The following is a 12,278-nucleotide window of genomic DNA, read 5'->3' as shown; positions in this document are numbered from 1 at the left end:
TGATATGATTGCTGATAACGATATAACCACGATATTGCAAGAACAGGTCGTAGCAGGGATTGCTGCAAACCAACCGTTAACCATCATCGGCGGTGGCAGCAAAGCCTTTTACGGCAATGAAACCAACGGCACGGCGTTGCCAGTTTCCCCGCACACCGGGGTGATTGCTTACGAACCCTCGGAGTTGTGCATCACCGCCCGTGCCGGGACACGCCTGCAAGACATTGAAACCTTGCTTGCCACCAATGGGCAGAAACTGGCGTTTGAACCGCCCTGCTTCAGCCCTGAATCCACCATCGGTGGCGTGGTCGCTGCGGGTTTATCCGGCCCCGCCCGCCCTTGGGCAGGTTCAGTGCGTGACCATGTACTCGGCGTAAAGCTAATCACTGGCTACGGCAAAGTGGCAAGCTTTGGCGGGCAAGTCATGAAAAACGTTGCGGGTTACGACATTTCACGGCTGATTACCGGTTCAATGGGAACACTCGGCGTCATTCTGGAAGTTTCCCTGAAAGTCATGCCGCGCCCCGTTACTGAGCTGACACTGGCGCTGGAAATGCCCAGCGAAGAAGCGTTTGAATTAACCACCACCATGCGCCGTTCCACTTTTCCCTTGAGCGCTACCTGTTATTTTGACGGTTGCCTGTATTTGCGGCTGAGTGGCGTACCCAGCCATGTGTTTGCCTCGCACCGCAAAATTGGCGGCGAAGCCATCAATAATGCCGATGAATTCTGGTTAGCCTTGCGCAATCAAACCCACGAATTTTTCCAGCAATACGACCGCCCGTTGTGGCGTTTATCCTTCCCGCCTGCCACCAACGTCATCAGTCGTCTGGAAGGCAATTCCTTGGTGGAATGGGGTGGTTCACAGCGTTGGGTCTACACCAATATTCCGGTCAACCTGATCCGCAACATTGCACACAAAGGCGACGGTCACGCCACAGTGTATCGCGGCAGTTTGCCGGGGGTTAACCCCTTCCATCCACTCGCCGATAATCTTCGCAATGTGCAACAACGCCTGAAACAAGCGCTGGATCCGCACGGTATTTTCAACCCTGGTCGAATGTACAAGGACTGGTAATGCAAACCCAGATACTCTCCGCACTGCGGCACACTCCCGAAGGCAAAATCGCGGAAGACATCTTGCGCCGCTGTGTACACTGTGGCTTTTGCAATGCCACCTGCCCCACTTACCAATTGCTGGGTGATGAAAACGACGGCCCACGCGGGCGCATTTACCTCATCAAACAACTGATGGAAGGCAACCTGGAGAATAAACCAGACAGCGGACGTAAAACCTTACAACACCTTGACCGTTGCCTGCTGTGCCGCAGTTGCGAAACCACCTGCCCCTCTGGCGTGGAGTACGGCAAACTGCTTGACATTGGGCGACACCTTGCCGAAGAACATGCAGGGCGTGAACGCGCCGACAGAACCCTGCGTAAGCGTTTGCGCACTTACTTACCCAACACCAGCTTATTCGGTCTAGGTTTAAAGCTGGGGCGCACCTTCAAACCGTTGCTGCCCGACAAACTCGCCAGCAAAATTACCGAACCACGCCCAGCAGGCGATTGGCCCAAAGCACGCCACAACCGCTGGATATTGGTACTGGATGGTTGCGTACAACCGGCACTTTCCCCCGACATCAATGCGGCGACTGCCCGTGTATTGGATAAATTAGGCATCAGCTTAGTCACTGCCCCCAAAGCGGGCTGCTGCGGTGCTGTCAGCCAACACTTAGGCGCACCGGAAGCGGCCTTAGACTACATGCGACGCAATATTGACGCTTGGTGGCCTTATTTATACCGCAAGGAAGGTGCAGTGGAAGCCATTGTCACCACCGCCAGTGGTTGCGGGGCTATGGTTAAAGAATACGCGCATCACTTGCGCCATGACCCGGAATACGCCATCAAAGCCGAGCGTATTTCCTATTTGTGCAAGGACATTGCCGAAATCATCGCCCAAGAAAATTACCAGCAACTGGCTCCTAGTCAAGCCACCCGCATTGCATGGCATCCCCCTTGTACACTGCAACACGGGCAAAAAATTCGTGGTGTGGTGGAAAATATTCTCACCGATTGCGGTTATGTATTAACACCCGTCGCAGATGAGCACCTGTGTTGTGGGTCGGCGGGTACCTATTCGATTTTACAGCCGGAACTTTCCCAGCAATTGCGCCGCAATAAATTAGCCAACCTGACCGCACACGCACCAGAAATGATTGTCACCGCCAATATCGGCTGTCAGACACATTTGCAGGAAAGCTGTGATTTACCCGTGATGCACTGGATTCATTTGCTCGATAAAACAAATTCATAAAACCAAACTGACATTTGCGACGACTCATTCTATACTCACGCATAGCATCATACAGTGTCGGTGAAATGAGGCTCTACTTGTTTAAGTAAGCATCATTGGAAAGGGAGGCCCCGTGCAATGCGGGGCTTTTTTACGTTAGTCCGCAACGTCTCTCAGAAAAAACGTAGCCAACGCTAAATCGGCTGGGCGGGTAATCTTAATATTACGTGCATCGCCTTCCACCAAAATAGGGTGCAACCCCGCATACTCCAGCGCAGAAGCTTCATCGGTGACAACCAAGCCTTTTTGCCAAGCATCAGCTAATGCTGTTTGCAATACACCCAAGGTTGCCATTTGTGGGGTAAGTGCGTGCCACAAACCATTACGCTCTTCGGTGTGGGAAATGTGTGTACCATCGGCTTGCGCACGTTTCATGGTATCACGCACCGGTACAGCCAGAATCGCACCCGCAGCCGCCATGCTTCCTGCTGCCAACAATTTATTCAAGTCATGGCGACTTAGGCAAGGGCGGGCGGCATCATGTACCAACACCCCTGTTTCGGAAGGAACGTGCAGGGTATCCGTTAGATAATTCAACGCATTCAATACAGAATCAGCCCTCTCCCGCCCGCCGGGGACGGTATAAAGGTTGCGCTGCGTAGCCAATGTTGTTGCCGTGAGCTCAGCCCAAAAAGGATCGCCGTCACTTATGGCTACCACGATCCCCGCCACGACCGGATGCTCTATAAAACACCCAAGGGTATGCTCAATAACAGTTTTTTCAACTAAAGGCAGGTATTGTTTAGGGCGATCAGCCTGCATTCGTGCGCCAACACCAGCAGCAGGGATTACCACCCAAACCTTATTCGACATGAGGAGCCGCCTTAGCTTGTGGCACAGGGAGCGTGGCTACCGGGTCAGATTTCAGGATGACCTGATAAAACGTTTCACCTTGGCGTACCATGCCGAGTTCACTGCGGGCGTGCTCCTCAACTGCCTCATCGTCTTTGGATAAACCCACAACATCCATTTGCAACTTGCGCTTGATTTCAGCCTGCTCGTCATTCGCCGCATTTTGCTGTTCAATCTGTTGCTCCAGACGCCGAATATCAGGGTAACCGGCAGGGCCTACCCACAGGCGAATAAACAAGACAAAAGCCAGCAAGCTAAGACCCCAGAATAAAGTGCGTGTCATGTTCATAAATTAATGTGTTAAAAATCGTAAAAGCTATTCATAGCCAAAGGATAGCAGATGATACCGAATCGCTGACAAAAAACATCAACGCCCCCGTAAAAACTTTCCTTTGAATCCACAAATCATACCATTCATCAGCAAATCAGCCGCGTTAAGATTTTACTTCCCCAGCCTTTACCAATTATTAATTACTATGAAAATGCGTGGTGCGGGGCATTGCTGGCAGGAAGCGAAACGCTGCTCACACACCATCCAAACAGGTTGCTGCCTAGCAGTGACTTCTATTGCATAGTGACAAGGAGATTAGTCATGACATCTATTAATAGTGGGTATGGAGCAAACGATTGCAGTAATAGCTTCAAAAATACCGGGGCGCAAGATCTTTCCAGTAGCAAACTGGATACCAAAACGACCGACAGTTTCAACAAGAATGCGCAGGGTTCTGGACAAGACGCAATGGAAGGCAAGGATCTTTCCGATCTGTTTGCCATGCTTGAAAACCTGCTCAAAAGCATAAGCGGTGGTAGCACGGAAGGCAGCAAAGGCGATGATGGCAAAGGCGGCGATTCTGCCTGTGGTAAAAGTTCAGGCTGTGCGGGCAGTGGTGACGCTGGCAACATTAGCGGCGGCAGCAAAAGCGATAAGGACGATGATTCTTCCGGCACTCGCGGTAAAGGCGGCTCAAGCAGCAGTCACGGTGGCAGCAAAGGTGATTCAGACACTACGGTGGGCTGTTCCAACAAAAGCAGCGGCAAAGGCAAAGATTAATTCTTATCCCCCAGCCTAATAAAAAAGCCTCCAGACTATCACTAGACTGGAGGCTTTTTCAGCTCAGACATTCAGCGACTAAAATTAGCTCAATTGCTTAAACGCTGATTTTCCCGCATAAGTACCCTTGCTACCCAACTGCTCCGCAATACGCAGCAACTGGTTATACTTCGCAATCCGGTCAGAACGCGACAACGAACCCGTCTTGATCTGGCAAGCATTAGTCGCCACGGCAATGTCTGCAATCGTGGTGTCTTCGGTTTCGCCCGAACGGTGTGAAACCACCGCCGTGTAACCCGCTTTATGCGCCATACCAATCGCTTCCAAGGTTTCGGTCAGCGTACCAATCTGATTAACTTTAATCAGGATAGAGTTCGCAATCCCCTTGTCGATGCCTTCTTGCAGGATCTTGGTATTGGTCACAAACAAGTCATCCCCAACGATCTGCACACGCTTGCCCAGCACATTGGTGAAATGCGCCCAACCAGCCCAATCGCCTTCCGCCATCGCATCTTCAATGGTCAGAATCGGGTATTGGTTGACCCAGTTTTCGAGGTAAGCGGTGAATTCTTCGGCGCTGAATTGCTTGCCTTCGGATTCCAGATCGTATTTACCGTTTTTGTAGAACTCAGAGCTGGCAACGTCCAGACCCAACCAAATGTCCTGACCTGCTTTGAAACCGGCTTTGTCAATCGCTTCCAGAATGACTTCAATCGCCTGTTCGTTGGAGGACAGGTCAGGGGCAAAACCGCCTTCGTCGCCCACCGCCGTGTTCATGCCACGCTTTTTCAGTACGGATTTGAGGTTATGGAACACTTCTGCACCGTAACGTACCGCTTCCGCCATGCTGGTAGCGCCCACGGGCAGGATCATGAATTCCTGCATATCCACGCTATTGTCAGCGTGTGCGCCGCCGTTGATGATGTTCATCATCGGCACGGGCAGTTTGTAGGAATCCGCTTTGCCGAGGTATTGGTACAGTGGCAAGCCTTGGTCGTTAGCCGCCGCGTGTGCGGTTGCCATTGACACTGCCAGCAGCGCGTTTGCACCCAAACGGTCTTTGTTGTCAGTGCCATCCAGCGCGATCATCGCACGATCGATGCCGCCTTGATCGGTGACATCCATGCCCGCAACGGCTTTGGCGATTTCGCCGTTGACGTTGGCAACGGCGGTTTGCACGCCTTTGCCCATGTAACGTGCACCACCGTCGCGCAATTCAATCGCTTCACGCGAACCGGTGGATGCACCGGATGGCACAGCCGCACGCCCCATCACGCCATTGCTGAGGATAACATCGGCTTCTACCGTTGGGTTGCCACGGGAATCGACGATTTCACGCGCCCTTACTGATTTAATTTCAGACATATCTTTATTTCCCAATAAACTTACAAAGTATTTTCTAGCAATTTTTGTGCCTTGATGACGCGATCCAACTCGACCAGCGTGATCAGTAATTCCTCCATGCGATCCATCGGCCAGGAATTCGGGCCATCGCTCAGAGCATTGGCGGGGTCGGGGTGCGATTCCATGAACAAGCCCGCAATGCCGACCGCCACCGCCGCTCGCGCTAACACGGGGACGTGTTCGCGTTGCCCACCGGAACAACTGCCCTGCCCACCCGGTAATTGCACCGAATGCGTCGCATCAAACACCACCGGGCATTGCGTATCGCGCATAATCGCCAGACTGCGCATATCCGACACGAGGTTGTTGTAGCCAAAACTGTAACCGCGTTCGCATACCATAATCTGTTGATTGCCAGTAGCACGCGCTTTTTCAACCACATTACCCATGTCCCACGGCGCGAGGAACTGCCCTTTTTTGATGTTCACCGGCTTGCCCGTCCGCGCCACCATTTGGATAAAATTGGTCTGGCGGCACAAGAACGCTGGCGTTTGCAACACATCCACCACGCTCGCGACTTCATCCATCGGCGTATCTTCGTGGACATCCGTCAACACCGGTACACCGATCTCGGTTTTGACGCGCTCCAGAATCCGCAAACCCGCTTCCAAGCCCACACCGCGTGCGCTGTTGTGCGACGAACGGTTGGCTTTGTCGAACGACGATTTGTAGATGAAGGGAATGCCCAAACGGGTGGTCATGTCCTTCAGCTTGCTGGCGGTTTCCAGTGCCAGCTTTTCGGTTTCGATAGCACATGGCCCCGAAATCAGGAAAAACGGCTGATCCAGCCCTACGTCAAATCCACACAGTTTCATGATCGTTTGCTGCTCGTTTTGGTTTCGTGATAACGGCGTGCCGCGCTGACAAAGCCACTAAACAGCGGATGCCCCTGACGCGGACGCGAAGTAAATTCCGGGTGGAACTGGCAAGCCAAAAACCACGGATGGTCTTGCAATTCGACCATTTCAATCAAGTTGCCGTCAATGGAAGTGCCGGACAAAATCAGCCCGTGCTTTGCCAGCGTCTCGCGGTAATGGTTGTTGAATTCGTAACGGTGGCGATGGCGTTCGACGATTTGCGCCGCGCCGTAAGTGGTGCGTGCCAACGAGCCTTCTTGCAACACGCACGGCTGACCACCAAGGCGCATCGTGCCGCCCAGATCGGAATCGTGAGAGCGTTTTTCAATCGTGCCGTCTTCCGCTTGCCATTCGGTAATCAGACCGATGACCGGATGCGGTGAATCGGGTGCAAATTCGGTGCTGTGCGCCCCCGCTAAACCCGCGCAATGGCGTGAGAATTCGATCACCGCGACCTGCATTCCTAAACAAATGCCGAGGTAAGGTACTTTGTTTTCACGGGCGTATTGCACGGCACGGATTTTACCTTCCACGCCACGATTACCAAAACCACCGGGGACGAGAATCGCATCGGCTGCATCTAACACTTCAAAGGCTTGCTCGTCATCGGATTCGAGACGCTCGGAATCAAGGTAATGAATCTTGACCTTGGTATGCGTTTGGATGCCCGCGTGGGTCAGCGCTTCGTTCAGGGATTTGTAGGATTCGGTCAAATCGACGTATTTGCCGACCATCGCCACGGTAATTTCCGCTTCGGGAAATTCCATTGAGCTGACCACGTTTTTCCAGTCGGAAAGGTCAGCCTCTGGCAAATTGGTTAACCCAAATTTTTCGGCAACGATACGATCCAGCTTTTGCGCGTGCAGCCACAGGGGGATTTTGTAGATATTGTCTAAATCGACCGCAGAAATGACGGCGCGTTCTTCCACATTGGTAAACAGGGCAATCTTTCTGCGTTCATTTGCTGGGAACGGGCGTTCACTACGGCACAGTAGAATATCGGGCTGGATGCCGATAGAACGCAATTCTTTAACCGAGTGCTGGGTTGGCTTGGTTTTTAACTCGCCAGCCGCCGCAACGTAAGGCAACAGGGTCAGGTGAATGAACAAGGCATTACTTCTGCCCTCTTCCACACCCATTTGGCGGATGGCCTCCATGAATGGCATGGCTTCGATGTCGCCGACCGTGCCGCCGATTTCGACCATCGCAATGTCGGCATCACCCGCACCCGCACGCACGCAACGTTTGATTTCGTCGGTAATGTGCGGAATCACTTGCACGGTTGCGCCGAGGTATTCGCCGCGCCGTTCCTTGCTGATCACGGTTTGGTAAATGCGCCCGGTGGTGAAATTGTTGAGCTTGCTGGCTTTGAAGCCGACAAAACGCTCGTAATGCCCCAGATCGAGGTCGGTTTCCGCGCCATCTTCCGTGACGAAGACTTCGCCGTGTTGGAACGGACTCATCGTGCCGGGGTCGACGTTGATGTAGGGATCCAGTTTCAGCATGGTAACTTTGAGGCCACGCGCTTCGAGGATTGCACCGAGTGAGGCGGCAGCAATGCCTTTCCCTAAAGAGGAAACCACGCCGCCAGTGATGAAAATATATCGAGCCATAGGGGGAAATACGCATCCGTGTGAGTCACAATTATGCGGGCGCATCCTACCATAGATGGATGGGTTTTGCTAAGGCAAGAAATGCGCCATTCGATGGCGATAAATCCCTATTTACTGAAGAAACTGTAAGGATTATGGCACAACAACCATCGATGCACGAAATAATGCCAACAGATCCGCCATATCCTCCGGCACAGGCACTTCCCACGCCATCGCTTCGCCCGTAGCCGGATGCGTCAGCCCCAAGCGGGTCGCGTGCAACGCCTGACGCGGGAAGGTTTGAATCGCTGTGCGCAATGCCTCATTCACTCCCGCAGGCACACGTGGACGCCCGCCGTAAGTCTGGTCGCCCACAATCGGCATATGCTTCCAGCTCAGATGCACGCGGATTTGGTGGGTACGCCCCGTTTCCAGCGACACTCGCAATAATGTGTGGTGCGGGAAACGCTCTTCCACGCGGTAATGGGTAATCGCTTCTTTACCACCATCGTGGACAGCTTGGCGCTTGCGGTCGATGTGATGTCGCCCGATATTGCCTTCAACCGTTGCACCGGCAACCACTTGCGCGGATACCAGTGCGAGGTATTCGCGGCTAACATCGCGTTCTTGCAACTGCTCGACCAGTTTGCTGTGCGCGTCCAAGGTTTTAGCGACGACCATTAAGCCCGTGGTATCTTTGTCGAGGCGGTGCACAATCCCCGCTCGCGGTAATATTTCCAGCGAGCGGTCATGGTGCAACAAACCGTTGACCAAAGTGCCAGACCAGTTGCCAGCACCGGGGTGGACAACCAGCCCAACCGGTTTGTTAATAATGATGATCGCGTCATCTTCGTAGATAATATTGAGCGGAATATCTTCCGGCTCAAATTCGGTTTGCGGCTCATGTACCGCATTTAGGGTTAATTCCTCACCGCCGATTAAGCGTTCCTTAGGTTTGAGGATTTTATCATCCACTAACACGCATCCCGCCTTGATCCACTTCTGAATCTGGCTGCGGGAATATTGCGGGTACAGGTTGGCAACAGCCTGATCCAGGCGCTGACCTTCCATATTGAGTGGGACTCTGCTGACGATCTGTTGGTTTAGAGACATTCTTAATCCGGTTGAATAGGCTATACTTGCAAACTCATTCTATCATCATGTGTTGTTAAGCAAATGTCGATAAGCACAAAAAGACTCAAAGCCAGTGTGTATCTGGCGGGCATACTGGCAATTTCTGCTGGTTTCAGCGGCTGTTCCATCTTTTCCCAGACGGAAAAAGACCTAACCGAAGGCTGGTCAGCCAATAAAATTTACACAACCGCACGGGAAGCGATGAATGCGGGCGATTACGAACGCGCTATTGGCCTCTACGAATCCCTCGAAGCTCGCTATCCTTTAGGGCGATTTGCCCAACAAGCGCAATTGGAAACCGCGTATGCGTATTACAAATTCGATGAGCCAGATTCCGCGCTGGATGCGATTGACCGTTTCTTACGGATGAACCCGACCAGCGAAGACGCGGATTATGCGATCTACCTACGCGGTTTGGTTAACTTTAACCGTGGGCATAGCATCGTGGATAAGCTATTCCCACGTAGCATTGCCGATTTGGATACAGTGCGTCAGAAAGAGTCCTTCCAAGACTTTTCTCACCTGTTGACCCGTCATCCCGACAGCAAATACGCACCTGATGCTAAAGAACGTATCCAACATTTGCGTAACAGCTTGGCACAGTCTGAGTTAAATGTAGCCGAATATTACATGACACGCGGTGCATGGTTGGCAGCTTTTAACCGTGCCGAATACGCCGTGAAACATTACCAAGGCTCACCAGTGGTGGTGGATGCGTTGGAAATCAAAGTCAAAGCAGCACACAATCTCGGCAAACCCGATTTGGCTGCTGACAACTTGCGCGTCCTAGAATTGAACTTCCCCGAACGCGCAGCAGCACTCAAAGCAGCATTGCGTTAATCCCCCTTCGCCCGTTTATCGGTTAATACTGGCAGGATCCCTGCCAGTTATTTAAAGTCGTGATAAAAGCTATCCAGCAAAATAATAATAACCGGGGCTACACACATGACGACTTCCAAGACTTCTGTACTTGCCGTATGCCTATTCAGTGTACTTAGCGGCGCAGTCATGGCAGAAACCAGCTCACCGTTTTCCAAAATCAAACCGATGTCACCCATTGGCGCAACCGCTAATGCCAAAGCACCCAATTACCTTGGCGCGAGCATGGGTTCCACCACGACGGATGGTTTTTGTGATGGCGCCAGCGCTTGTGATAACAGCGATAAAAGCTGGAAAGCCTTCGCCGGAGTGCGTGTGAACGACAATATCGTGGTGGAAGGCGGCTATGTTGACTTTGGCAAACAAACCGGTAGCCACACGAGCGGTGACATTAGCCAACAAGCGACCGCTTTCACAACCGCCGCCGTCGCCGGTATCCCCATGAATGAGCAAATTGAAATCTTTGGTAAAGCCGGTATTGCCCGTTGGACACTAGAAAAAACGGACAGTAGCGGCACAACAGAAAATACCGGCACGGATGTATTAGTCGGTGTCGGTGCCGATTATAACCTTGGCGACAATATGGGTGTACGTGCCGAGTGGGAACGCTTTAAAGACGTGGGCAGCACGGCTGACCATTCAGGTGACATCGACATGATGAGCCTTGGGTTTATTTTTTCATCTTTATAACAACATTCCCGCTTGAGGGAACATACAGAAAGGGGCTTTGTATGAAAACGTTTATTTCCTGCTCATTAGCAGGCTTCACGCTATTGGCAAATACCGTATCGGCTGGCGGTCTAGAAGGTTATGGCATTCCATCGAACATCTCACTGTATGGTGGTGTGAGTGGCGGCATTAGCAATCATGAGGGAGCCTGTGTCGCTGACAGTGCCACGACTGATTGTGAAGACAGCGACACAGGTTACAAAGTATTCACAGGTCTACGTGCCACACCACTGAACAATGGCTTTGTCAGAACACCGACGGGCACTATCCCAACCAAATCACTCCCAACCTTGGGCGCAGAAATTGGTCATATTGATTTAGGCGAAAGTACAGCCAAAGGGCACGTCGGTAGGCCTGCACCTGGTGGCTTTGACAGTGAGTTACGCAGCGAATTATCTGCAAAATACATAGCAGGCGTTGCTCATGTACCGGTAATGCCGCGTACTGAATTATTAGGTAAAGTCGGTGCTGCTTACTGGAAGCAAAAAGGCAGCCGTGCAGTGCCTGAAAACCCCGATGACGACTTGAATACCCGCAACAGTGGTGTGGGCATGTTATTAGGTACGGGTGCACAAGTGCAAATTAACCCCAACTTCGCGATACGCGGTGAATATGAACACCTCCTTGGTACTGCGGAAGATAGCGAGTACGAAGCAGATGCGGGAATGCTCAGCATTGGCGCGGTCTTTTCCACCTTCTAGGCACAGGGCAGTAACATGAAGAACCAACTGATTTTGTGCCTGCTCATTGCGGTCAGTAGTCATGCCTCAGCAGAAGATGTCATGATGATGGGAAGTGGTTTCACTAATGGCCCCAAACTGTACGCAGGTGCTAGCGCTGGCAGCACCAAACAAAGCGATACCTGCAACGAACCTTTTTTTTCAGGGCAATGCAATGACCAAGATTTTACGTGGAAAGCCTTTGGTGGCGCACGATTGAACCCGATGTTAGGTGCAGAACTCAGTTATTACGATTTGGGCGACCGCAGCATGGAAGGCACAACAGGCGGCAGCACCGCCAAGCTCGAAAGCAGTACAACCGGCACTGCCATTGCCGGTGTCGGCTATGTACCACTAACCTCGCAAATTGAGGCATTCGGGAAAGCAGGTGCAATGGCTTGGGATAGCAAAACCAGCAAAACCTCTGGCACTAACACATCCCACTTTGATGAAAGCGGCACGAGCATCTTACTCGGCGGTGGAGCGCAGTTCCAAATGAACAGCAACCTGCACTTACGCGGTGAATGGGAACATATTTCTAACATCGGCGCTGACTCCGCTTACGAAACTGATGCTGACGTGTATTCCCTCGGCATGAGCTATTCCACCCTCTGAACCTATCTCCCTCGGAAGGGCTGTATTAGCACAGCCTTTCCGGTAAAGTGGCTGCACTTTTGCCTTTTGATCGCCACGTTTTGAGGAGAAT

General features: G+C 52.1%; 13 protein-coding genes. 7 read left to right on the top strand and 6 right to left on the bottom strand.

Going from position 1 to position 12,278, the window contains the following annotated elements; translation table 11 throughout:
• Nucleotides 1-4 precede the first annotated feature (4 nt).
• Nucleotides 5-1,078, top strand: coding sequence for a glycolate oxidase subunit GlcE (gene glcE, locus QJT81_07870; GenBank protein ID WGZ95889.1), 1,074 nt, complete (start codon nucleotides 5-7; stop codon nucleotides 1,076-1,078).
• The gene (gene glcF / locus QJT81_07865; GenBank protein WGZ95888.1) at nucleotides 1,078-2,316 is read left to right on the top strand and encodes a glycolate oxidase subunit GlcF; all 1,239 of its coding nucleotides are present in this window, start codon (nucleotides 1,078-1,080) and stop codon (nucleotides 2,314-2,316) included. Before glcE ends, glcF begins: the two co-directional genes overlap by 1 nt.
• Before the next feature lie 135 nt (nucleotides 2,317-2,451).
• Here glcF and ispD read toward each other — a convergent pair whose 3' ends face one another.
• Together ispD and QJT81_07855 are read right to left on the bottom strand one after the other, a co-directional pair.
• A complete protein-coding gene (gene ispD / locus QJT81_07860; protein WGZ95887.1) occupies nucleotides 2,452-3,168 on the bottom strand; it encodes a 2-C-methyl-D-erythritol 4-phosphate cytidylyltransferase in 717 nt (238 codons plus the stop codon).
• Nucleotides 3,158-3,496 (bottom strand): septum formation initiator family protein, encoded by a 339-nt coding sequence (locus tag QJT81_07855; GenBank protein ID WGZ95886.1) that lies wholly within the window; start codon nucleotides 3,494-3,496, stop codon nucleotides 3,158-3,160. Before QJT81_07855 ends, ispD begins: the two co-directional genes overlap by 11 nt.
• A gap of 303 nt (nucleotides 3,497-3,799) precedes the next feature.
• Here QJT81_07855 and QJT81_07850 point away from each other — a divergent pair, with 303 nt between their 5' ends.
• Nucleotides 3,800-4,258, top strand: a complete 459-nt coding sequence (locus QJT81_07850; GenBank protein WGZ95885.1) for a hypothetical protein — start codon at nucleotides 3,800-3,802, stop codon at nucleotides 4,256-4,258.
• A gap of 84 nt (nucleotides 4,259-4,342) precedes the next feature.
• Here QJT81_07850 and eno read toward each other — a convergent pair whose 3' ends face one another.
• The 4 genes from eno to rluD form a co-directional block, all read right to left on the bottom strand.
• Nucleotides 4,343-5,623: a phosphopyruvate hydratase gene (gene eno, locus QJT81_07845; protein ID WGZ95884.1), complete on the bottom strand. Its 1,281-nt coding sequence runs from the start codon at nucleotides 5,621-5,623 to the stop codon at nucleotides 4,343-4,345.
• A 20-nt stretch (nucleotides 5,624-5,643) separates the two neighbouring features.
• Complete coding sequence (kdsA, locus tag QJT81_07840) at nucleotides 5,644-6,477, bottom strand: 3-deoxy-8-phosphooctulonate synthase (protein ID WGZ95883.1); 834 nt, start codon at nucleotides 6,475-6,477, stop codon at nucleotides 5,644-5,646.
• On the bottom strand, nucleotides 6,474-8,132 hold the full coding sequence (locus QJT81_07835; GenBank protein WGZ95882.1) for a CTP synthase: 1,659 nt from the start codon (nucleotides 8,130-8,132) through the stop codon (nucleotides 6,474-6,476). Before QJT81_07835 ends, kdsA begins: the two co-directional genes overlap by 4 nt.
• 132 nt (nucleotides 8,133-8,264) lie before the next feature.
• Nucleotides 8,265-9,224, bottom strand: coding sequence for a 23S rRNA pseudouridine(1911/1915/1917) synthase RluD (rluD, locus tag QJT81_07830; GenBank protein ID WGZ95881.1), 960 nt, complete (start codon nucleotides 9,222-9,224; stop codon nucleotides 8,265-8,267).
• 63 nt (nucleotides 9,225-9,287) lie between these two features.
• Between rluD and QJT81_07825 the strand changes: the two genes are divergently transcribed.
• The 4 genes from QJT81_07825 (at nucleotide 9,288) to QJT81_07810 (ending at nucleotide 12,187) form a co-directional block, all read left to right on the top strand.
• Nucleotides 9,288-10,085 carry an outer membrane protein assembly factor BamD gene (locus QJT81_07825; GenBank protein WGZ95880.1) on the top strand — a complete coding sequence of 266 codons (798 nt, stop codon included), beginning with the start codon at nucleotides 9,288-9,290 and terminating at the stop codon, nucleotides 10,083-10,085.
• A gap of 105 nt (nucleotides 10,086-10,190) precedes the next feature.
• Complete coding sequence (locus QJT81_07820; GenBank protein WGZ95879.1) at nucleotides 10,191-10,814, top strand: outer membrane beta-barrel protein; 624 nt, start codon at nucleotides 10,191-10,193, stop codon at nucleotides 10,812-10,814.
• A gap of 41 nt (nucleotides 10,815-10,855) precedes the next feature.
• Nucleotides 10,856-11,554 (top strand): autotransporter outer membrane beta-barrel domain-containing protein, encoded by a 699-nt coding sequence (locus QJT81_07815; protein ID WGZ95878.1) that lies wholly within the window; start codon nucleotides 10,856-10,858, stop codon nucleotides 11,552-11,554.
• Between the two features lie 15 nt (nucleotides 11,555-11,569).
• Nucleotides 11,570-12,187 (top strand): outer membrane beta-barrel protein, encoded by a 618-nt coding sequence (locus QJT81_07810; protein WGZ95877.1) that lies wholly within the window; start codon nucleotides 11,570-11,572, stop codon nucleotides 12,185-12,187.
• Nucleotides 12,188-12,278: the final 91 nt, after the last annotated feature.

Source organism: Candidatus Thiothrix putei, from assembly GCA_029972225.1.
GTDB lineage: Bacteria > Pseudomonadota > Gammaproteobacteria > Thiotrichales > Thiotrichaceae > Thiothrix > Thiothrix putei.
Note: the sequence above shows the minus strand (reverse complement) of the source record. Positions and strands in the feature narration are given on the sequence as shown.

Coding starts and splice junctions, on each gene's coding strand:
- QJT81_07855 (WGZ95886.1), bottom strand. CDS start 3,496: ATGAACATGACACGCACTTTATTCTGGGGTCTTAGCTTGCTGGCTTTT.
- glcE (WGZ95889.1), top strand. CDS start 5: ATGATTGCTGATAACGATATAACCACGATATTGCAAGAACAGGTCGTA.
- QJT81_07820 (WGZ95879.1), top strand. CDS start 10,191: ATGACGACTTCCAAGACTTCTGTACTTGCCGTATGCCTATTCAGTGTA.
- QJT81_07815 (WGZ95878.1), top strand. CDS start 10,856: ATGAAAACGTTTATTTCCTGCTCATTAGCAGGCTTCACGCTATTGGCA.
- ispD (WGZ95887.1), bottom strand. CDS start 3,168: ATGTCGAATAAGGTTTGGGTGGTAATCCCTGCTGCTGGTGTTGGCGCA.
- QJT81_07850 (WGZ95885.1), top strand. CDS start 3,800: ATGACATCTATTAATAGTGGGTATGGAGCAAACGATTGCAGTAATAGC.
- kdsA (WGZ95883.1), bottom strand. CDS start 6,477: ATGAAACTGTGTGGATTTGACGTAGGGCTGGATCAGCCGTTTTTCCTG.
- eno (WGZ95884.1), bottom strand. CDS start 5,623: ATGTCTGAAATTAAATCAGTAAGGGCGCGTGAAATCGTCGATTCCCGT.
- QJT81_07810 (WGZ95877.1), top strand. CDS start 11,570: ATGAAGAACCAACTGATTTTGTGCCTGCTCATTGCGGTCAGTAGTCAT.
- QJT81_07835 (WGZ95882.1), bottom strand. CDS start 8,132: ATGGCTCGATATATTTTCATCACTGGCGGCGTGGTTTCCTCTTTAGGG.
- glcF (WGZ95888.1), top strand. CDS start 1,078: ATGCAAACCCAGATACTCTCCGCACTGCGGCACACTCCCGAAGGCAAA.
- rluD (WGZ95881.1), bottom strand. CDS start 9,224: ATGTCTCTAAACCAACAGATCGTCAGCAGAGTCCCACTCAATATGGAA.
- QJT81_07825 (WGZ95880.1), top strand. CDS start 9,288: ATGTCGATAAGCACAAAAAGACTCAAAGCCAGTGTGTATCTGGCGGGC.